General features: G+C 50.3%; 16 protein-coding genes. 14 read left to right on the top strand and 2 right to left on the bottom strand.

Annotation, left to right across the window (positions count from 1 at the left end; translation table 11 throughout):
• Position 1: 1 nt before the first annotated feature.
• From ACFVTB_RS00080 to ACFVTB_RS00130, 11 genes are all read left to right on the top strand, one after another.
• Positions 2-856, top strand: coding sequence for a carbohydrate ABC transporter permease (locus ACFVTB_RS00080; RefSeq protein ID WP_387743332.1), 855 nt, complete (start codon positions 2-4; stop codon positions 854-856).
• A 37-nt stretch (positions 857-893) separates the two neighbouring features.
• Positions 894-2,222, top strand: coding sequence for an ABC transporter substrate-binding protein (locus tag ACFVTB_RS00085; protein ID WP_387743335.1), 1,329 nt, complete (start codon positions 894-896; stop codon positions 2,220-2,222).
• 5 nt (positions 2,223-2,227) lie between these two features.
• Complete coding sequence (locus ACFVTB_RS00090; RefSeq protein WP_387743338.1) at positions 2,228-3,205, top strand: helix-turn-helix transcriptional regulator; 978 nt, start codon at positions 2,228-2,230, stop codon at positions 3,203-3,205.
• 371 nt (positions 3,206-3,576) lie between these two features.
• Positions 3,577-5,004, top strand: coding sequence for a stalk domain-containing protein (locus tag ACFVTB_RS00095; RefSeq protein ID WP_387743340.1), 1,428 nt, complete (start codon positions 3,577-3,579; stop codon positions 5,002-5,004).
• Positions 5,001-6,203, top strand: coding sequence for a TcaA NTF2-like domain-containing protein (locus tag ACFVTB_RS00100; protein ID WP_387743343.1), 1,203 nt, complete (start codon positions 5,001-5,003; stop codon positions 6,201-6,203). The genes ACFVTB_RS00095 and ACFVTB_RS00100 overlap by 4 nt, the downstream gene beginning before the upstream one ends.
• Before the next feature lie 313 nt (positions 6,204-6,516).
• Positions 6,517-8,310, top strand: a complete 1,794-nt coding sequence (locus ACFVTB_RS00105) for a sensor histidine kinase (RefSeq protein ID WP_387743345.1) — start codon at positions 6,517-6,519, stop codon at positions 8,308-8,310.
• Entirely contained in the window at positions 8,303-9,730 is a 1,428-nt protein-coding gene (locus ACFVTB_RS00110; RefSeq protein WP_387743348.1) for a response regulator transcription factor, read from the top strand. The genes ACFVTB_RS00105 and ACFVTB_RS00110 overlap by 8 nt, the downstream gene beginning before the upstream one ends.
• A 189-nt stretch (positions 9,731-9,919) precedes the next feature.
• Positions 9,920-10,828 (top strand): ABC transporter permease, encoded by a 909-nt coding sequence (locus ACFVTB_RS00115; RefSeq protein ID WP_387743350.1) that lies wholly within the window; start codon positions 9,920-9,922, stop codon positions 10,826-10,828.
• Positions 10,828-11,757: a carbohydrate ABC transporter permease gene (locus tag ACFVTB_RS00120; RefSeq protein WP_387743353.1), complete on the top strand. Its 930-nt coding sequence runs from the start codon at positions 10,828-10,830 to the stop codon at positions 11,755-11,757. The genes ACFVTB_RS00115 and ACFVTB_RS00120 overlap by 1 nt, the downstream gene beginning before the upstream one ends.
• 52 nt (positions 11,758-11,809) lie before the next feature.
• Positions 11,810-13,435, top strand: a complete 1,626-nt coding sequence (locus ACFVTB_RS00125; protein ID WP_387743356.1) for a type 2 periplasmic-binding domain-containing protein — start codon at positions 11,810-11,812, stop codon at positions 13,433-13,435.
• An 87-nt stretch (positions 13,436-13,522) separates the two neighbouring features.
• Positions 13,523-15,313: an alpha-1,3-galactosidase-related protein gene (locus ACFVTB_RS00130; RefSeq protein WP_387743358.1), complete on the top strand. Its 1,791-nt coding sequence runs from the start codon at positions 13,523-13,525 to the stop codon at positions 15,311-15,313.
• 150 nt (positions 15,314-15,463) lie between these two features.
• Here ACFVTB_RS00130 and ACFVTB_RS00135 read toward each other — a convergent pair whose 3' ends face one another.
• The gene (locus tag ACFVTB_RS00135) at positions 15,464-15,880 is read right to left on the bottom strand and encodes an HIT family protein (RefSeq protein WP_387744866.1); all 417 of its coding nucleotides are present in this window, start codon (positions 15,878-15,880) and stop codon (positions 15,464-15,466) included.
• An 804-nt stretch (positions 15,881-16,684) separates the two neighbouring features.
• Complete coding sequence (locus ACFVTB_RS00140) at positions 16,685-17,359, bottom strand: hypothetical protein (RefSeq protein ID WP_387743360.1); 675 nt, start codon at positions 17,357-17,359, stop codon at positions 16,685-16,687.
• Between the two features lie 152 nt (positions 17,360-17,511).
• Between ACFVTB_RS00140 and iolD the strand changes: the two genes are divergently transcribed.
• From iolD to iolC, 3 genes are read left to right on the top strand one after another with little or no spacing between them, the layout of a single operon-like run.
• On the top strand, positions 17,512-19,374 hold the full coding sequence (iolD, locus tag ACFVTB_RS00145) for a 3D-(3,5/4)-trihydroxycyclohexane-1,2-dione acylhydrolase (decyclizing) (RefSeq protein WP_387743362.1): 1,863 nt from the start codon (positions 17,512-17,514) through the stop codon (positions 19,372-19,374).
• Between the two features lie 27 nt (positions 19,375-19,401).
• On the top strand, positions 19,402-20,313 hold the full coding sequence (gene iolE / locus ACFVTB_RS00150; RefSeq protein ID WP_387743365.1) for a myo-inosose-2 dehydratase: 912 nt from the start codon (positions 19,402-19,404) through the stop codon (positions 20,311-20,313).
• 1 nt (position 20,314) lies between these two features.
• Entirely contained in the window at positions 20,315-21,325 is a 1,011-nt protein-coding gene (gene iolC, locus ACFVTB_RS00155) for a 5-dehydro-2-deoxygluconokinase (RefSeq protein ID WP_387743367.1), read from the top strand.
• The last annotated feature ends 7 nt before the right edge of the window (positions 21,326-21,332 follow it).

A 21,332-nucleotide genomic window follows, 5' to 3' on the forward strand; every position in this document is an offset into this window, starting at 1 on the left:
AATGGGGATGTTCGACTTGCGAATGCACGCCTTCAGCCGAAAACTAAGCGGATATTTGCTTGATGCCGCACTAGTTGCAAGCGCCGGATTAATGGCAATGCCCTTTTTTTGGATGATATCGACTTCCTTGAAATCAGGCAAAGAAGTGTTCCGGTTTGTGTGGCTGCCCGCCCGTCCGGTTTGGGAAAACTATATGACTGTTTTCGAAAGCATGCCATTTTTAACCTATATGGGAAATAGTTTGTTCGTTACGGCAGTAAGCGCGATAGGCGGGACGGCAATCACTGTATTTGCCGCCTTCGCCTTTGCCAAACTACATTTTTACGGCAAAAAAACGATTTTCGCCTTATTCATCGCTTCCATGTTTTTGCCGGAAGAACTGCTTCTTCTACCAAACTATTTGACCGCTATGCGGCTGGGGTGGATTGACCGGTATGAGGCGATGATTGTGCCTTGGCTGACGAACGGCGTATCGGTATTTATGCTCGTACAACATTTTTCTTCCATTCCGCGGCAATACGATTATGCAGCACGCGCAGACGGTGTTGGTCCATTTTACTATTTGACCAAAGTGCTGCTTCCATTATCTGTGCCTGTGATTCATATGCTGATGATGTTGAAAGCTATCGCAAGCTGGAATGCGTTTATGTGGCCAGTGATGGTTACGAATCGTGTTGAAATGAGGACGCTGCAGGCCGGCTTGCAGGCGTTCAGCCATGAAGCCGGCACGGCATACGAGCTGTTGATGGCAGCCTCAGTGATGACGGTTTTGCCTATTATTATTTTATTTGGGTTGCTTTCTAAAAGAATAAGCCTCGTTTTGAACAGTCCGATCAAACGGGAAAAAAGACATTGATTTTTTTTTCAATTACTCTAAGGAGCTACATTGCAGCATGAATATAAAACACATAAAGATATTGCTGTTGATTTTGGTGCTAGTTGGCCTTTCCGGCTGTTCGGCAAGCAAAGATGCAGCTGGCAATCGGCAAACAGAAGAGCCGGTAGACGTTGTTTTCTGGCATGCGATGAGCGGCGATTTGGAAAAAACGCTGCAGCAGCTGACAGAACGTTTTAACGCTACTTCCACAGATGTACATATAAAGCTTGTAAATCAAGGGAATTACAGCGTGCTCCAGCAGAAGCTTGCCGCCGCAGCCCGTTCAGGCGATCTTCCCGTGATCGCTCAAACTTATGCCGAGTGGAACGACGAGTTCGTTCAAGCCGGTTTGGTTCAAAGTTTAAGTCTATACATGGAAGATCCGCTAGTAGGATGGGACCAAGCGCGCATTAATGATATTTATCCGGCTTTTCGAGCAGAAAACAAGTGGGACGGACGTTATTACAGCTTGCCGTTTAACAAAAGCGTACAGATTCTTTACTACAATAAAACGATGCTGGAGGCAGTCGGCATCAGCGTACCTTCCACATGGGAGGAATGGAATGAAGCGGCGCGCAAGCTGACGATGACGAAGCCTGGAGGAGCGGGCAAAGTTACAGGCACCGGCTTTGAAAATGCGATTTTTATGGAGCTTTCCAATTACGTCTGGCAGGCGGGGGGCGAGTTTTTCGATCCGTCTGCGAAGCAGCCCGCTTTTCATACACCGGAAGGGTATGCGGGCGTTGCTTTCGTCAAGGACATGCTGGAGGAAGGAATTGCGCGGCTCGCCGGAGAGGACCAATATATGTCGGTACCGTTTGGCCGTGGTGATGTGGCTATGTATGTCGGCTCGTCTGCCGGAATTCCGTTTGTAGGCAAGGCGGTAGGCGATAGCTTTGAATGGTCGACGGCCGTTTTGCCGAAAGGCAAGGTTAGCGTCGCCTATATTCAAGGTGCTAATTTGACCCTGTTCAACTCCGCCTCGGAAGAAGCGAAGCTTGGCGCCTGGGCCTACATGACTTATTTGACCGAATCCGAAAACAGCGCTTATTGGTCGGAGCAAACGGGGTATTTGCCCGTTCGTGTTAGTGTTGAAAAGTTGGACAGTCACCAGGCGTTTCTGGAACGGAATCCCGTCCAAGCGGCTGCGCAAGCCCAACTGCTGGCGGAGCGCTACCCGGTCCGTGTGCCTTACGCGACCTCATTCGAGGCGGCTCTGGGCAGGGAGATGGAAGCGATGCTTCGCGGCCGCAAGCCCATTAAACAAGGGTTGGCCGATGCGGAGCAGACAATGAAGGAAATATTGGCGAAAAAAACGGAGAGTATTTCGGGAGATGGGAAGTAACGGTGATGGAATCCACGAACTCATTAAGCCGCGTCGTGCAAATCTTATTGCGACTGCTTGACGGCGAGGAGCTGTCTGTGCAAGAGTTATGCGCTACATATGGCAAACATGCCGAGACGATCAAGAAAGATATCGCTATCATTCGGAACGAACTGATGCATCAGCCATACGAAATTGCCTACAAACGCTCGCAAAAAAGTTATAAGCTGGTCGGTGTGGATGAAACAGACGCAAGCAGTCGTTTCAGCAGCGCATTAATTACGTTAATGACTTTGTATGGGAGCAGGGGACTATGCAGCGAGGAGATGCAGCAAGCTGAAAGCTTTATTATCGGTTCATTTTCGGCAGAACAGCAAAAAAAGCTGAGGAAGTTTGCAAGCAGCTACCGCTTTCATTACAAGCCGATTTTAGAGCGGCCGGTGTTTGAGTTGATTGATAAGTCGTTCCAGTGCATCGTCAGACAGCAAACCATGCGAATTGTCTATAGGACCATCCACAAGGAAACGCAGTATTTCGAAGTGCAGCCTTATTCGCTTATCTATGACGAAGGCTATTATTATTTAATCGCTGAACCGGTCGGAGCGAAGCGGGTGGAAGGGAATATTTTTCGAATCGATCAAATCATGAGTTGCGAAGCGACCACTGAGTCATTTGCCATAAGTCAGCATGGGAACGATTATTTTAAACCAGGTGAATTCGCGAATTACGCTTTTTTTATGCATTATGGCGAAAACAGCACCGTGATCAAGCTGCGAATGAGACCCTTTATTGAATCATATTTTAAAGCGAAATTTCCGGTTCACCGGATGATCGAAGCCGATGAAGAGTGGCTCGTCTACGAATGCACGGTCGCACATGCCGAGAGCGCTTTGTTCTGGATCTTTTCAGAACGGCATTGGGTAGAGCTGCTGTCGCCGCTCTGGCTTCGGGATCGAGTTAAACATTTTTTGTCCAAGATGATGGAAATGTATTTTAAGGGCTAAAAACTGAAATCAGAGCTTGACTTCCAATGAGAGGGAACGCTGCGGGGTAGAGGGTTCTTGCGATCGCTGTTAAAGCCCGATTCCTTTATTTAATCGTAGTTTGTAGTAGGAATCGGGGCTTTAAAGGCGAACACTATCGTTTCTCGAGAATCCCTCTGCCCCTTCGCTTTTCTCACTTTTTCCGTCAAGCACTGATTTAAAGTTTGAGCCACTTAAAGAATACGGAAGTTGAATAAGGAGAAACGTTGTCGTTGGTTGAACGACAACGTTTTTTTATTTACAACAGCGTATTGCAATGCGCTGCTTTGCTACAATGTCGAATTGAACAGGCGGTATTTTGCTTACACGCATGACTAAGGAGAGTGTTCGGCATGACAGCAATAGGAAGAAAACTGGGGATAGTGGGACTCGCATTTATACTCCTTACAGGGACACTGTTTTCTGCAGGCGTATCCGCGGAAAATGGAGCAGACAGCCAAGAAGCGACGGAGCAAGGTTCGTCTGTTGTTTCTGAGGAGAAAGCAGTGAACAATCATCTGCTGCTGCAAGGAAAACTGATGATGGTCAATGGTGAACTCGTCATCACCACCGCAACGCCGCAAGTCGTAAACGGCGAAACATTTATCCCTCTACGGGCCGTTATGGAAGCGTTTGGCGTTAATTGGTCGATCGCTGGAAGCGATAAAGCGATAATCAACAGCGGAAGGGAGAGCGTTACGCTGAAAACGGTGGAAATTGCCGGGACCAAGATGGTGTCGCTTAGAGAAGCTGCGGAAAAATTGCCGTTTTCCTTCAGTACGATACCGTATCCGGCGTACTCAAGCCGCAAACTTAGCGATGCGGAAACAAAGGCGAGAAATGCCTATTCTTCGTCATTGAAGGCGTATGGGGCGGCATTATCGAAAGTAAAAACGGCGGAGGCCAATTATCAGTCGGCCATCAATAGCGAACCCGTGTTTTATATATCGGGAGAAATTAATTCACGCGACCCGTTCTATGTATGGGGCAGCGCTTTCAGCCCGAATGCAGCGGTTAATCATCCGGGCTGGACTGGAAGCAGCAGCACCAATATTTTAGTCAAAAATCCGGACAGCGGAAAAATCGCTTACGGCAGCTACGTGATGGGTGTGCATTATTACATAGGTCGAACGACGGCAAAAGGAAGATTTGGACAAGATGTACCTGTTTTTGTGTTTGGCGGCGCTCCGGCAACCGTCAAGAAGAAATTAGATCAGGCAAACCGCAATCTAACCGCTGCGAAAACACAAGCGAACCAAGCGAATAAGGCGTTGGAGAACAGCAAAAAGCAATTGATTCAAACGGTAAAAAAATGGTATGACGAGAAGCAAAAGAATGAACCGAAAAATGGACAAATTTATTTGGAATACGCGTTCGCGCTCGTTGATACCGCCGTATTGCTGCAGGAATCAGGCGACCTGCTTAAGCTTTCAGAGATGAAGGCGGATAAGGCCGAGCAATTAAAATCGAAATCGTCTATGTACTACAGTTTGTATTTGGCCGATCAATTGGAAGGCGATACCCGTAAAAATTTGTACAGTAAAATAGCCGATATCGATCCTGCTATTCTGATCAACTATGCACAAAGTGCTGAGCAATTCTGGGTTGCAGGCAATGCGCTTGAGGCGGAGCGGCAGTATAAACATGCCGAATATGCCTATACGCAGGCGAAATTGTTGGGAAGTAAAGACATGAAAGACAGAGCCGAGCAAAAAATAAATAAAGTGAGATCGGCACAAGAAAAAGAAAATGAAAAAGAAAAGAAGGGCGGTAACGAATGAGAGGCGTACGCAGCTTCCTCTGGTTATCCGTTGTCCTTCTTCTTATTGCGGGATGCTCCGGGAACGATAACGATACGGATTACGACACGTTGATGCAAAAAGGAAAGGACGCCTACATCAACGACCAGTTTGAACAGTCGGTCGAATATTTTAAGGAAGCCAAACGTTTGCGTCCCACGTCGGAAGCGAATGATTATTTGAATCGGGCAATTGCTAAAAGCAAGGAGCTCAGGACCTCAGACTCATCAGCCAGCCGCTCTAACGAGCTTCGAAGTTCCGACTCAGCGGCTGAACGCTTGCAGGATGACGATGCCGCAGCAACCAGCGAGAACCCGTTGACAGAAGAGGAACTATTGGAACGATTTCGAGTCGATGTGAATTCCTTTCTCATGGAAGAAGGTTCGACAATGCGCATTTTAAACTGGACCGATTTCGGAGATGCAGCTCCAAACAGCTATTCAGCGAAAATGGGTGACTCTTCCGTTGCTGTGCATTTCGGGCCAAACGGTATCGATACAGCAAGCGTCATGCAAAGCTCAAACGATGAGGTTTCCTCCGATTTTTTTAGACTGGCGAGATCGGTTGTCCGCTATCTCAATCCTACTGGCGATTCGCGAAGCATCGTTGACGAGTTGTATGGCAATCTCCAAATCCAGCCGGAGCAAACCAATACTTGGATGTCCGACTACAAGATTCAAGATGGGTTGATTCGAATGATCGTCATGGATTTCTCCGATATGAAAGTAACGAAAGATATGAAAAGCTATATGCACCAAATTGTCATTCAATTGACACCGGCTTCCTCCGCCAATGAATTCACGGGTGCGGAAAAGGAGATTGCTTCGTTTATGAGCGATTACGGTTACAAAAGCATTGAAGCGGTAAACGCCTCCGATTTTTCGATCGTCGAGCCATTCATAGATCCTTCGGGTGACGTGTATAACGAACAGTCGAGTTATATTTTGTATCTTAAGAAAAAAGGAATTACTGAAGAATTGCTTAGCTACGAAGTTGAGGACGTAATGAAAAAGGCAGACGACCGTTACGAGGTAACGACAAAAGAGAGCTACACGATCTATTATGGCGACGGTTCCGTCAAAAATAAAACATTTCGCAGCATTCACCTTGTTGTTGCAGACTTAGATGACTTTGGGTGGAAAGTGAATAAATTGATCGAAACAAAAGAGTTACAGGATTAAACCTAAATCAGCGATAGACGGAAAAGGAGAAAAAGTGGAGGGTCAGAGGGATGCTGAAGAAACGGTAGTTGCCGCTATGGCGATCGGAAGAATCCTTTGTCCCGCAGCGCTTTCCTCTCATTCAAGTCAAGCACAAATTTCGGCTTTGAGCTGAAATCGACTAAAACGCAAGAAGTATTAGTACTATGCGGATTCGGCGCCTCCCGCAAAGGGGGCGCTTTTTTGCATACGTTAGTCAAGTCTTGACGTATGCGCTTCCCGGGACGATAATAGGCGATATGTTTCGCCAATATGTCTGTGGGGATGAATCAACATGACTTTTCTAAGAAAATTGTCGATCCGGTCGCAGCTGCTAATGTTGGCCGCTTCGGCCGTTCTCGTCATACTCGTTATTATTTACCATTCGTACACGACGATGTCCGGCGTAATCACCCGCAGCCATGAGGAGTATGTCGAGCAAACGATTTCGGAGATAAAGCGCAATGTGACGTCTAACAAAGATGTACTGTTCCGGATCATGCAAACGATTTCATACGATCCGGAAGTCCAGAGCTATCTTGTTGAGACAGACCCGCTCGCGCGCTTCGAGCTGTTCAAGAAGCTGAACGTGCTGCTTTCCAGCCAGAAGGAGCTGAAGGACGGCATTCTCGATATTGTCATCGCCGGCGATAACGGGCTAAATGTCGATATTAACGGAGGGGGCGTGTACGCTGATCGGCTCAACAACCAGTTGCCCGGTAAAGTAAACGCTTACTATGTTGGGATGCAGCCGTTTGGTCCGCTTTATGGCACGAGCACCGGACTCGTCTTTGCGACAACGATTTCATACGTGCAGCAAGGCGAGCGGTTTAACGACAAGCTGGGCACGCTTTATTTTATTATCAGTCCGCGTGCGCTTGTAGGCGAAAGGGAGTATGCGACCAAGCAAACGAATACGCAAATTTATTTGCTGGACCGCTACTTCAAAGTCATTACGAGCAATACGGACGCAGAGACCGGCAGCAGTCTGCCGGAGATGCAATTTCCCGGAAAACAAAGCGACGACCGGAGCGTCTGGTGGCAGGGCAAGCAATTTGTTGTCCAAACGGTCGATATACCGGCCATTGACGCCTCCATTATGAGCGTTGCGCCCAAAAACGAATTGCTGCGCGATCTCGCGGTGATCCGCAAGCAAGAGCTTATTATATTGGCCATTGGTCTGCTGCTGCTGGCCATTCCGTTTGTCGTTATTATTAACAATATTTTGCGCCCGCTCAAAAAAATGATTCTGTTCATGACGACCGTTCAGCAAGGCGGCCAATTAAGCTTCGGCAAGCGGCTGTCGCTGAAAGGCTACATGGAAATCAGCACGATGGCTTACGAGTTCAACCGAATGCTGGGCGAAATCGAAAGCTTGTCGCAAAAGCTGCTTGAGACGAATACGCAACTGTACGGAACGGAACTGGCCCGCCAAAAGTCAGAGCTCGCTTTTCTGAGAAGCCAGATCAATCCGCATTTTCTGTACAATACGCTCGAAGCGATAACGGGTATGGCAGCCGTTGAGGGACAAGATAAAATTAAGAAGATGACGCGTTCGCTGTCCAGCATTTTCCGGTATAGCGTGAAAGGCACCGATGTCATTGAGCTGCAGCAGGAATTGCTGATGATTAAATCGTATGTGCAAATTCAGCAAATTCGCTTTGCCGACCGGTTCGAGGCGACGTACCGTTTTACAGATGATGCGCTCAAACGTACCGTTCCGAAAATGATTCTTCAACCGCTCGTCGAAAACGCCGTTTATCACGGCATCGAGACGACCTTGAAGCGCTGCTCGCTCGAAATTGCAGGTTTCATTGACGAAGCAGGCACGCTGGTGATCGAAGTTAAGGACGACGGGGTGGGCATGGAAGCCGAACGGCTCATGGACATACGCGCCATGCTCGCTCAACCGCCTGCAGGTTACAGCGAAGCTGAGGAGATGCGCAGAAGCATTGGCATGGTCAACGTGAACAACCGAATCAGGCTGATGTTTGGCCAGTCGTACGGTATGGAAATCGATAGTGAGCTTGGACAAGGCACGTTAGTCCGATTAAGGTTCGGTCAAAGGAGAGAAGACAATCATGTATAGAGCATTGATCGTGGACGACGAAAGCTGGGTCATCGAAAGTTTGAAGGATTTAATCGACTGGGGGCAGTACGGCTTTGAAGTGGTTGGACAAGCGACGAGCGGCGGCGAAGCGCTGGACGTGATTCGCGAGCGTCAGCCGGACGTTGTCTTTACCGACATTCGAATGCCCGAAATGAACGGATTGGAACTGATTCGCCGCGGAAAATCGCTGGACCGGCCGATCCGGTTCGTCGTGGTCAGCGGTTACGCCGAGTTCGCCTATGCGCAGAAGGCGCTGTCGTATGGCGCGGTTGCCTACTGCTTGAAACCGTTCGATGAGATGGAAATTGCCGGCGTGTTGCTCAAGCTGAAAGGAATGCTGGACGGCGGCGCAAAACCAGACAAGGAACAGCTGCTTCAACGGCTGCTGGACGAGCCGGAAGGCGAACGGCAGGAGAGGCTGCTGAAGACGCTCGGCGAGGCCGGCGTGCTTGACTGGATACGGAAAGGCATCGTTCCGGTGGTCGCTCTCGGCTCCGAGAAGCTGCCGTTACCGGAGAGCGGAATCGTCAGGCTGGTTACTGGTACAGCCAAGGCCGCCTATATGATGAGTCGCGAGCAAGCCGAGTCCATGCTGCCCGTATGGCGTTCCGCTCTGCCTGAAGGTTTGTCCGGCATCGGGATCGGCAGCGAAACGATGGAGTGGCAAGCGCTAACGAATGCGCTCCAGGAAGCGGATACGGCTGCATACCAATCCTTCGTGTCCGGCACGACTGGCGTCAGCAGGCTGCGAAATGCGGGAGAGGGCGAGTTGAACGGCCGATTGGCTGTGCTGCGCGCCGCGGCGGAAGGGAAAGACGGCAAGGGGGTTAAAGAGTCGCTCGTTCAAATCGGCGAACTGTTCGCCGCTGGGGAGCTGAATATACGTCACGCCTTCAAAGTTTACAATTTGACGGCATCGCTGCTGTACGACTTGGAGCGGAAGGAGACGATTCTGTACGGCTACGAGCAATTAGTCCGCACGTTTGCAGACATATTCGCCATGCTGGAGGAACTGAGCCGAATGGCTGACGCCAGCTTATCTCAGCAGCAGGCGTTTCCTGTCACGGAATCGAGAAATCAAGCCTTTAATCCGATTTTGCAGTATGTAACCGAAAATTTCGCAAGCGATTTGTCGCTGCAGCAGCTGTCCAGCCGTTTCTTCTTGAATCCAAGCTACATTAGCCAGCTGTTCAAGAAGGAGACGGGCGAGACGCTGACAGCCTACGTGGCGCGCCTGCGCATCGATCATGCTTGCGAGCTGCTGGTCCGAAGCGACGCGAACGTACAGGAAATTGCCGAGCAAATCGGCTACCGCGACTATTTTTATTTTACGCGATTGTTTAAAAAATTGACCGCTCAAACGCCGACGCAATACAGGGAAGGGCATACGCCTGAATAATGCTATGTCTTTATTTTAGACCAATATGGATTTATTTTAGAAAATCTCCTTAGGGAGGTTTTCTTTTTTTGTGAGCGGTTTCAATTTCAATACATTTCGATAAAACGCGTACATACCTGAAAACCCTTTCAGAGCGGATAATGAACCTCATCGAAACGTTTTTCGCAACTGTTAGGAGGAGAAACCATCATGAAGCTCAGATTAGGAAAGGAACTGTACAAAAATAGATACTTGTACTTGTTGCTCCTTCCGACCGTACTTTACTTCATCATCTTTCAGTATGTACCGATGTACGGCGTCGTGCTCGCCTTCAAGGAATATCACATTCGAGAAGGCATTCTGAACAGTCCGTGGATCGGGCTCGACAACTTCAGGGAAGTGATCGGCCAAAGCGATTTCTGGCGGGCGTTCCGCAACACAATCATTATCAGTATCGGACGCATCGCGCTGGAGTTTCCTGCGGCAATCGTTCTTGCGCTGCTTATTAACGAAGTGGCTGGGCGGAGGCTGAAGCGGGTTTATCAGACGGTTTACACGTTCCCGCATTTTATTTCGTGGGTCATTGTAAGCGGCATCATGTTCAACTTTTTAAGCGCCGAGGGCGTTTTGAATCAGCTGATTGCTTTTTTAGGCTACGAGAAGCATCCGTTTTTGACAGACCCGGACCTGTTCCGGCCGCTTATTTTTCTCTCGAATATTTGGAAAGAGGTCGGCTGGAGCGCGATTATTTATTTGGCCGCTATCGCCGGGATCAACCCGGAGCTATACGAAGCCGCAAGAGTGGACGGTGCAAACCGATTCCAGCAGCTGCGCGCCATCACCTGGCCTTCCATTCGGGGAACAGCGGCGATCTTGCTCATTCTGGCTGTTGGCAGCACGATGAACGGCGGGTTCGAACAAGTATTCAACTTGTATAACGCGGCTGTATACAGCACCGGAGATATTATTGATACGTACGTGTACCGCTCAACCTTTGCGGAGGGCGCAAGCTTCGGCGTATCGACGGCAGTCGGCCTTTTCAAAGCAATTCTCAATTTCGCACTGCTTTATACAGCTAACTTTGTGGTTAAAAAATTAGGCGAGGAGGGACTCGTGTAATGGAAGCGGTCCAACAACCAAAGAGCGATAAAGTCGTACAACGGCCTTCCGCGAAGCGTAAAAAAATAAGCGTCCCCGATCTCATCATTCATGCTGTATTGATGCTGTTGACGATATGTACAATTTTCCCGTTCTACAACGTATTCCTGATGTCTTTCAGCACATCGGTAGCCGTCTCGAAGCAAGTCGTCTATCTGATTCCGACGGCGTTCGATTTCTCGGCGTACAGCTATATTTTCAACGAGCCTCGCTTTCTGAAAGCGTTCCTCGTCACGCTGTTCGTAACGGTCGTGGGCACCCTCGTCAACCTGTTCGTGACGCTGACCGGCGCCTACGTCCTGTCCAAAGGCGGTTTTCCAGGTAAAAAGATTGTCATGTCGGGTATCATCTTCACGATGTTTTTCAACGGAGGTCTCATTCCGTTTTACTTGACGATGAAAAACCTGCATTTGATCAACAATTTGTTCGTCATGATTTTACCGGTTGCCATCAACACGTTTTACCTCATTATTTGTATATCGTTTTTCCGCACGCTTCCTGTCGGTTTGGAAGAATCGGCCAAAATCGACGGAGCCAACGACATTCAAATCCTGTACAAAATCGTATTGCCGATTTCGATGCCGATGGTGGCGACCATTACGCTGTTCTATGCGGTGGATCGTTGGAATGAATGGTGGCACGGCGTACTGTTTATGACGAATGTCAATTTGCTGCCGCTTCAAGCGCTGTTAAGAGAGCTGCTGACGAACTATCAGCAGGTGCTGTCAAGCATTTCAACCAGCATCGTTGTCCAAAGCAGCAGCGGCCTTCATCCGGAAATGCTGAAAATGGCGGTGCTCGTCGTCAGCGTACTGCCGATCGTTTGCCTCTATCCGTTTATGCAAAAGCATTTCGCGAAGGGCGTTATGATCGGTTCCATAAAAGGGTAATAGAAGCTTTCTTGCTTTTATTATAAAATAAGACAACAAGGGGATATGAGACATGAAAAAAATGAAGTTTCTTGCATCAGTCGGCTTGTCGTCGGCCCTCATCCTGTCGCTTCTGGCGGGATGCGGGTCCGGCAACAAAGCGGAGAACATCAATCAGTCAGCGGAAGGTTCATCCGTAGACGGTCCTTACAAGGAGCATATGAATATATCGTTATCTTGGTGGGGGATCGGCGTCGGCTTCGAGCCGCATGACGATGTGGTGAAAAAGATCGAAAGCGATTTCAACGTGACATTTAAGCCAATTGACATCGGCTGGGACAACTATAAAGAAAAATCGCAGGTATGGGCGGCTTCCGATCAATTGCCGGATATCATTACGCACAGCTTGACCAGCGATACGCCTGCCGTTTACAACGAATGGGTCAATCAAGACCTGATCAAGGCGCTGCCGGAAGACTTGAGCGCTTATCCAAACCTGAAAGACGCGATGCAAACGGAAGGCATTGACGGCATCAAACGCGACGGCAAGCTTTATGCGATTCCTCGCATGACGTTCCCGCGTGACGATATGTGGGCAGTATGGGCTGTTGACGGAGCGGTATTTGTCCGCAAAGACTGGATGGAGAAGCTGGGCATTTCCGATCCGCAAAACTTTGATGAATTTAAAGCGATGCTGAAAGCGTTTGCCGAAAAAGATCCGGACGGCAATAACAAAAACGATACGACAGGTATCGTTATGAACACGTTTGGTTATTTCAAAAACGTATTTGCGCCTACGTTCCCGGAATTCGGCAACAAGGGATGGGTGAAGGAAGACGGACAATGGAAGCCTTTCTATACGTCTGCGAAAATGGATGAGGTGCTGCGCCAAGCGCGAGCTCTCTATAAAGAGAAAGCGCTCGATCCGGACTTCGCGGTTGCGAAAGCGGGAGAAAGCAATCAGAAGTTTTATCAGAACAAAGCGGGTGCTCTTTCCTTCGCTACGAACAGCGTATTTGGCTCATCGGGCATTAAAGCGGAATGGGAGAAAAATAACCCGGGCCTAAACTTCTTCGACCATGTAAAAGTGTTGCATCCATGGGCTGACGCGAACGGCGTCAAATACCGCAACGTCAACAGCCCGTGGTGGTCGGAAAGCATGATTAATGCGAATGTCGACGACAAGAAGCTGGAACGCATTTTGCGTATTTACGACTGGCTGCTCTCGCCGGAAGGCAAGGAGCTGTTCGATTACGGCATCGAAGGCAAGGATTACACGAAAACCAGCGACGGCACTTATACGATTACGCGTCCAGAAGGTACCGATTTGAAAAAGCTCTATCCGTCTATGGACATCGTTTCGCAGCTGGCTGCTTGGCGGAACGCGGCGATTCTGGAAGACAATGCGGCGAACCGCGCTGCATTCGGCGACGAAACGGTGCAATTTGTACAGGATGAGCTGAAATGGATGAAAGAAAATACCGAACCAATCCCAACTGCATTCGAAATCTATACGCTCAGCACGCCGGCGAAAGATAAGCTGTCGACGATCAACTTCGACGATGATTTCAAGCGGGTAATCCTCGGCAACGACGATCCGGTCGTGATGTGGAAAGAGGTACTGAAAGGGTACGAAGCAAAAGGATTGCAAAAAGCAATTGCAGAAGTGACAGAAGCCATGGCACAATTTAACAAGTAAGCGGTTGAACGGCAACGTCAGCTGTGCGAATGCTCCGCCTTACGGGCGGAGCATTATTACCATCTGGGGAGAGGACTGGAGCATAACGTGACAAGTACGCGCAATAATGAGATTACCGAACTGCAATTCGATCAATTCGGCATCATTCCCGATACCGGACAGGACGCCGTGCCGGCTATGAGGCAGGCGCTGGAAGCAGCGGCTGCCGCTTCGGGACCGGTCAAGCTGGTTGTGCGGCCGGGACGATACGATTTTTATCCCGAGCAGGCAACGAGGGCATTGTACTATATTACAAATACGGCGAGCGAATCGGAAAATCCCGATGTCACGAAAACAATTGCCGTTCATATGAAAGGTTTAACTGATTTTACGCTTGACGGCAGCGGAGCACTATTTGTCTTCCATGGTAAAATGACGATGTTTGCGCTCGACGGCTGCGAGCGTGTTGTCATTCAACGTTTGCACACCGATTTCGCCCGTCCGACCGTGACAGAAATGACAGTGGATGAGCAGGGAGAAGGGTATGCCGATTTCCGCGTTCACTCGGACTCGCACTATGAAATTAGCGGAGGCAGGTTGTTCTGGACCGGCGACGGCTGGCGCTTCGACGACGGACCGGTGCAGCTATGCGACCCTGCACGCAATACGACATGGCGCGTCGATAACTTTGTCAAGGAAGCCGATCGTGCCGAGGAGCTTGAGCCGGGACGCATCCGGTTGTACGGCGAGCGGCTTCCGCGGCTTGCAGAAGGCTGGGTCGTGCAATCTCGCGACGGCATTCGCGATCAAGTGGGGATGTTCATTAACCGCAGCCGGGATATCCGCTTGGAAGAGGTCGGCGTTCATTTTATGCACGGACTCGGAATTGTCGGTCAGTTTAGCGAAAATTTGACGTTCCGGCGGATCGATTTGTCGCCGCGTGCGGAAACGGGCAGAACGGCTGCAGCATTCGCCGATTTTGTCCATTTATCCGGCTGCAAAGGAACGGTAGAAGTGGACGGCAGCCGATTCGCCGGAGCGCATGATGACGCAATCAATGTACACGGCACTTATCTTCGGATAATCGATTTTCCAGCTTCGAATCAGGCGCTTGTCCGATTTATGCATCCGCAAACGTACGGCTTTGTCGCGTTCGAAGCGGGCGACGAAATCGAATGGGTGAAGGCGCATTCGCTCGTGTGCGCAGGAAGAGATCGGGTAGAACGAGCCGAAATGATCGGCCTTCGGGATATGCTGTTGACCTTTTCAGGGAATAAACCGGACAGGATCAAGGAAGGCGATGTCATTGAGAACGTGACTTGGACGCCGGAAGTAGTCGTTACGGACAATCATTTCGCCCGCATCCCGACAAGGGGCGTTTTGGTGACGAGCGGGCGGAAGGCCGTCGTAGAGCGGAATACGTTCGAGCGGATGCGGATGAGCGGGGTGCTTGTAGCAGGCGATGCCGCTGACTGGTTTGAATCGGGGCCGGTCCGTGATCTGACCGTGAGGTATAACCGCTTTATCGGCTGCGGGACGGAGGAGCTGGCGGTCATTTCTCTGCTGTCGGAGAACGAGGAGGTCGATGAGCGGAATCCGGTGCACACCGGCATTCGTATTTTGGACAACCGGTTCGAGATGGAAGAGGCAACGCTCGTCTTGGACGCGAAAAGCGTCAAAGGACTGACGTTTGAGGGGAATACGGTGGTATGGGGCGAGGATAGGCCGGAACGGGAGCAAGCGAGCAAAAGTCCGGATACCGGAACAATTTCTATTGCGACCACAGCAGATGCCGCTTCTGCAAAAGCGACTGAGGCTGCTGATCACTCAGGCATACTGTCGGCCATTCGGCTAACGGCTTGCAGCGACGTAACGGTCGCGGACAATAAAGTAGAGTAATAAGAAAGCCGCGATCTGCGGAACCTCCCTAAAAAGAGGTTCCGCAGATCGCGGCTTTTTAGATGGTGTGCGATCGCCGCCATCGTGCTGCGTCCTGACGCACGGCGCCTTCGGCGCCTTAACGTGCGCTGGGAGAAGCGCGCGAAAAGATCAGGAATGGGCAAGCCAGCCCGTCAATTTATCCTTCGTCTCGCGGAGTCTTTTCTCCGCCCCGTGGGCATGGAGCGGTTCGCTCCAGGTGAATCCATCTCTTTCGTAGCGAGGAATGAGATGCATATGACAATGATGCAAATCGTTAAATTTGCCGCCGTTTTGACAGATGGTAATGCCGTCTGGCCGAAACAGGCTTTTCAGCGCAGTGGAAAGCTTTTGCGACGCTTTCATCACGGCAGAGGCTGTCTCGTCATCCAATTCCTCGACATCGAGTACATGTTTTTTCGGCAGTATGAGCAGATGTCCCTCGTTAAATGGAGCGATATCAAGTATGCAGGCAATCTTTTCGTTTTCATATACGATTTGTACGCCCGCCTCTATGCCGTTCGCGATTCTGCAGCCTAAACAATCCATATCCATATAGTAAGCCTCCGTCCGTCGTCGTTAAGTAAAATGAAGAATGAATACTTGCTAGCTTTTTGTCACCTCTCGTATCTTTCAGCGTAGAGGTGGGACCCCATCCACCACTGCTTCAGTTTCTGGAAGAAATAACTGCATTTTTGCAGTTATTGTAGCGCTAGAATAGGAAAACGGAAGAATAACTGCCAAAATGCAGTTATTCTTGATGAATTATCCTTTGGTATAGAAGTGTGAAGGAAATAACTGCGTTTCAGCATTTATTTCTCGGAAAGTCGGTAGAACTGAAGGGAATAAATGCGTTTATGCAGTTATTCCGCTTTAAAACGGAATCAGTGCTTGACTACAAGTGAGCGGGAGCGCTGTGGGACAGGGAGTTTCTCCGTTACTGTAAAAGCCCTTTGTTTTAAGTATACTTCGGTGAATATCTGGCTTTAAATGCGACCACTTTCGTTTCTCCAGAATTCTCTGTTCCTCCGCTGTTCTTTCTTTTTCCGTCAGCACTGATTTATAGTTTAAGCCGAGCCGATTATTTCGTTCCAGAAGTCTGGAGTTGTTCCTAATTCCAATATACTGCGATTTGCTACTGCAAAATTTGCGCTGGCTGGGCTGGGAGTTTCACATTCGCAGTCAGTAGCAGCCAGTAGAGCGCACTAGCTGCAGTAGAGCAGCAGCAACAGCAACAGCAACAGCAACAGCATCAGCAGCAGCAGCAGCAACAGCATCCCTAATCCTCAAACGCAAAAAAACACGGTGCGCCAACGGCGTTCCGTGTTTTTTTTTGCTCTATCATCCGATTTTCTACTGCAAAGTAGCCAGCAAAGCTTTCATCCGCCCCGGAATTTCCGCACGCAGCTCATCCCAAGTTACGAACGTACCAGGTTTCCATTCGAAAGGAATGTAGTCGAAGCTTGGCTGGAAGCAGAACGTACGCAGATGGTCTTCCGCGATTTGGTCGATTTGTTCGCCGAACTTGAATTGGCCGCGGAACAGCTCGTTTTCCAAAACGCCGTCAACGCCGGCTTCAGCTTGACAGCAGCTTTCGACGTTCGGCAGTAGACGGAACAATTCTTCCAACGGAGACATGGCGTGCTTGCCTGGCTGCGAGAACAGCTTCACGCGACCGTCCTCAGACAGATTGCTGCGATCCCGCAGCAGTCCGATTTTATATTGTCCGTGGAAGCTTGCTTCGCAGTTGGCCACCTGGCCTTCGTGATCCAGATAGATCCATACATGCTCCAAGTCGTAAATATGCTGAATGTCGTAATCCCAATAAATCGCGTATTCAATGACCATGGCATATTTCTCAGGATCGACGACGATGGTCCGATCGAACGACGGCGACGGAGCAGTCGCTTCAAAAACGGTTACGCCGACTCGAATCGGATCAAACGGCTCCAGACGATCCATGAGCAAAATCGGAGAGACGCGGAGAACAGTATCCCAGTGTGGCGTCTGCTGTGCGGAAACGGACATAAAATAAATTCCTCCTCGAAATAATGATTGATTTCCCTATTCGTTCGTTGTAAGATTTGATTAAGCGCTTTACCTGTTATTATAAATGAAATGTAAAGAAAATGAAAGCGGTATTACTAGAAGCGCTTTACTGATATAGCGAGGAGGATACGATGAAAACGATTCGTTTAACAATGGCACAAGCCTTATTGAAATTTCTAGATCAGCAGTACGTTTCCTTTGACGGCGTTGAAACGAAGTTTGTGAAGGGTGTTATGGGCATTTTCGGCCACGGTAACGTAACAGGCATCGGCGAAGCGCTGGAGAGAAGTCCGGGCAGCTTGGAGTTTGTACAAGGGAAGAACGAGCAGGGGATGGCGCACGCTGCCACTGCCTACGCGAAACAATTGAATCGTAGACAAATTTATGCTTGCACGACGTCCATTGGACCGGGTGCATTGAATATGGTCACTGCAGCTGGCACAGCTTCGGTTAACCGCATTCCGCTGTTGCTGCTTCCAGGCGACAACTTCGCAACAAGACAGCCGGATCCGGTATTGCAGCAGCTGGAGGTTGGTCACGATTATACGATTTCGGCGGCTGACAGCTTTAAGCCGGTCAGCAAATTCTGGGACCGCATCGTTCGTCCAGAACAGCTGATGAGCTCGGCGATCAATGCGCTGCGCGTATTGACTGATCCAGCGGAGACGGGAGCGGTTACGCTTGCGCTGCCGCAGGACGTACAGGCGGAAGCCTATGATTATCCAGTATCCTTCTTCGAGAAACGCGTTCACTATATCGAGCGCCAGCAGCCTTCTGCCGAGTCGCTGAGCCGCGCGCTCGCACTTGTCGCATCGAAGCGCAAACCGCTGATTATTGCCGGCGGCGGCGTGAAATACTCGGAGGCTTCGGCTGAACTCGCCAAATTTGCAGAGCAATTCGGCATTCCGGTAGCGGAGACTCAGGCAGGTAAAGGCTCGCTTCATTGGGCGAATCCGCAAAACGTCGGCGGCGTTGGCGTAACCGGTTCGATCGCGGCTAACCGCCTTGCTCGTCAAGCCGATCTTATTATCGGCATTGGTACGCGGTATTCGGATTTCACGACGTCCTCCAAATGGGCGTTCGCCGAAGAAGCAGCGTTCCTTAACTTGAACATCAATCGGATGGACGGAGTGAAGCTGGACGGCGCATCGCTCGCCGGCGACGCGAAAGAGTCCATCAAGCTGTTAAGCGAAGCGCTTCAAAACTCAGGTTACTCGACGTCTTACGAGACTGGCGAAGTAGCGGAGTTGAACGCCGAATGGAAAGCGGAAGTTGACCGCTTGTATGCGCTGGAACGCGAGGATGGCTTCGTTCAAACTCGTGCGCTCGGCGTCATCAACGAGACGATCGGTGAAGAAGCCGTTATCGTCTGCGCGGCGGGCAGTTTGCCGGGCGACTTGCATCGCCTGTGGCGCGCAGCTGGTCCTCACGGCTACCACATGGAGTATGGCTTCTCCTGTATGGGCTACGAAGTAAGCGGCGCGTTCGGTGCGGCGTTGGCTGAACCGGATCGCGAAGTCTATGCGGTTGTAGGCGACGGCAGCTACCTGATGCTTCATTCCGAACTCGTGACCAGCTTGCAAGAAGGACGCAAGTTCACCATTCTATTATTTGATAATCACGGATATCAATGCATTCACAACTTGCAGCGCGGCAATGGCAGCGACGGCTTCGGCAACGAATTCCGCTATAAAGAAGCGTCGACCGGCCGTTATACGGGAGAATCGCTTCCAATCGATTTCTCGGCGCATGCGAAGGCGCTGGGCGCAGCAACGTATAGAGCTGAGAACGCCGAGCAATTGCGGGACGCTTTGATCGCGGCGAAGGCTGAAACGCGTACCACGCTGATCGAAATTCCGGTTTTGGCGGGAACGAATACAAGCGGCTATGAATCGTGGTGGAATGTCGGTGTTCCGGCGGTGTCCGAGAGCAAGAAAGTAACCGACGCCCATCAAGCGATGAATGAAAAGCTGTCTGAAGCCAGAGTTTACTAGCACGAGCGTATAGAGGAGGAAAAGTGAATGTCGAAGTTTCCGTTTCAATTGGGCGTTCATCCGATCAACTGGGTCGGAGAAGACGTGAAAGAGCATGGCGACAACACGACTTACGAACAAATTTTTGACGATATCCAGTCGCTCGGTCTGACAGGCACGGAGATGGGACGCAAGTTCCCGACCGACGTTGAGGTGTTGAAAGCAGAGCTGTCGAAGCGCAACATTCAACTCGTCTCGCAGTGGAAATCGGTTCTGTTCTCCGATCCGGCTTACCGTGAGCAAGAGCTGGAAGCTTTCCGTGACCATGCGAAATTTTTGCAGCATATGGGCAGTAAAGTAATCAGTACCTGCGAGGTTGGCGGATCGCTGCACTTCGATCCGCGCCGCACGCCGAACGAGAAGGAAATTATTCCGCTCGACGAGGCGGGTTGGGCGAGTTTAGTAGAAGGTTTGAACGCAGCAGGACGCATTGCACAAGAATACGGTCTGAAGCTGACGTATCACCACCACGGCGGTACTGCGATTGAAACGCCGGAAGAAATCGACAAGCTGATGGAGCTGACGGATCCTGAGTCGGTCTACCTGCTGTTCGATTCCGGACATGCGCTTTACGGCGGTGCGGACCCAGTCAGCTTGCTGCGCAAGCATTACGCTCGCGTTGCCTACGTTCATCTGAAGGACGTTCGCGTCGACAGATTGGAAAAAGAAAAAGCGGCAGGTTCCGATTTCGTCACCTGCATCCGCAACGGCGTATTTACAGTGCCGGGGGATGGCAACATCGATTTCGAACCGATTATCGGCGAACTGATCGACCGGAAGTATAACGGCTGGGCGCTTCTTGAAGGCGAACAGGATCCCGCTGTATGTCCGGCTCGCGAATATGCAGAGAAAGCATTACAACATTTAAACGCTATTGCGGAGCGGAAGGAGCGCGCATAATATGACGGCTAACTATTTTCCTTCCGGAAGGAAGTTTGACTTTACGGCCATCGGCCGGCTGTGCATCGATTTGAACGCCAACGAGATCAACCGTCCGATGGAGCAAACGATGACGTTCACGAAGTATGTCGGCGGATCGCCGGCGAACATCGCTATCGGGATGAGCCGCCTTGGCCATAAAACGGCGTTCATCGGCAAAATCGCCGACGATCAAATGGGTCGTTTTATTAAGAGTTATTTGGAGAACGAAGGCATGGACACCAGCAATGTGGTGACGGATAAAACAGGTGCGGTAACCGGCCTTGCTTTTACCGAAATTAAAAGTCCATCCGACTGCAGCATTCTGATGTACCGTGACAACGTCGCTGACTTGCTTTTGAACTCGCTGGAAGTAAACGAGGAACTGATTGCGAACAGCAAGGCGCTGCTCGTCTCGGGTACAGCGCTTGCTGCAAGCCCGTCGCGCGAAGCTGTTCTGCTGGCGCTCGATTACGCTCGCAAGCACGGCACGACAGTTATTCTCGACATCGACTACCGTCCATATACGTGGAAGTCGGCTGAAGAAACAGCTGTCTATTACAACCTGGCTGCCTCGAAGAGCGACATCATTATCGGCACGAGAGAAGAATTCGACAGCATGGAACGTTTTGAGCATAATCCGGACCATAGCGACCGTTTCACAGCTTCGAAGTGGTTCGATCATTTCGCTAAAATCGTCATCATTAAGCACGGCAAAGGCGGCTCGATCGCTTATACGGCCGATGGCGCAGAACAGCGCGCGAAATCGTACCCGGCACAAGTGGTTAAAACGTTTGGAGCGGGCGATTCGTACGCAGCAGGCTTCATTCACGGCCTGATGTCCGGTCTGTCGATCGAGAAAAGCATGGAGTTCGGCAGCGCGGCGGCATGCATCGTCATTTCCAGCCATAGCTGTTCGGACGCGATGCCTTCTGTCCAGCAAGTTGAAGAATACATCGAGAAATGCAATCGCGGCGAAATTGTCGCAAACTAACGTAAAT

Source organism: Paenibacillus sp. NPDC058071 (assembly GCF_042885235.1).
Taxonomy (GTDB): Bacteria; Bacillota; Bacilli; order Paenibacillales; family Paenibacillaceae; genus Pristimantibacillus.

Coding starts and splice junctions, on each gene's coding strand:
- iolD (WP_387743362.1), top strand. CDS start 17,512: ATGAAAACGATTCGTTTAACAATGGCACAAGCCTTATTGAAATTTCTA.
- ACFVTB_RS00105 (WP_387743345.1), top strand. CDS start 6,517: ATGACTTTTCTAAGAAAATTGTCGATCCGGTCGCAGCTGCTAATGTTG.
- ACFVTB_RS00085 (WP_387743335.1), top strand. CDS start 894: ATGAATATAAAACACATAAAGATATTGCTGTTGATTTTGGTGCTAGTT.
- ACFVTB_RS00080 (WP_387743332.1), top strand. CDS start 2: ATGGGGATGTTCGACTTGCGAATGCACGCCTTCAGCCGAAAACTAAGC.
- ACFVTB_RS00090 (WP_387743338.1), top strand. CDS start 2,228: ATGGAATCCACGAACTCATTAAGCCGCGTCGTGCAAATCTTATTGCGA.
- ACFVTB_RS00110 (WP_387743348.1), top strand. CDS start 8,303: ATGTATAGAGCATTGATCGTGGACGACGAAAGCTGGGTCATCGAAAGT.
- iolE (WP_387743365.1), top strand. CDS start 19,402: ATGTCGAAGTTTCCGTTTCAATTGGGCGTTCATCCGATCAACTGGGTC.
- ACFVTB_RS00115 (WP_387743350.1), top strand. CDS start 9,920: ATGAAGCTCAGATTAGGAAAGGAACTGTACAAAAATAGATACTTGTAC.
- ACFVTB_RS00095 (WP_387743340.1), top strand. CDS start 3,577: ATGACAGCAATAGGAAGAAAACTGGGGATAGTGGGACTCGCATTTATA.
- ACFVTB_RS00100 (WP_387743343.1), top strand. CDS start 5,001: ATGAGAGGCGTACGCAGCTTCCTCTGGTTATCCGTTGTCCTTCTTCTT.
- ACFVTB_RS00120 (WP_387743353.1), top strand. CDS start 10,828: ATGGAAGCGGTCCAACAACCAAAGAGCGATAAAGTCGTACAACGGCCT.
- ACFVTB_RS00140 (WP_387743360.1), bottom strand. CDS start 17,359: ATGTCCGTTTCCGCACAGCAGACGCCACACTGGGATACTGTTCTCCGC.
- ACFVTB_RS00135 (WP_387744866.1), bottom strand. CDS start 15,880: ATGGATTGTTTAGGCTGCAGAATCGCGAACGGCATAGAGGCGGGCGTA.
- iolC (WP_387743367.1), top strand. CDS start 20,315: ATGACGGCTAACTATTTTCCTTCCGGAAGGAAGTTTGACTTTACGGCC.
- ACFVTB_RS00125 (WP_387743356.1), top strand. CDS start 11,810: ATGAAAAAAATGAAGTTTCTTGCATCAGTCGGCTTGTCGTCGGCCCTC.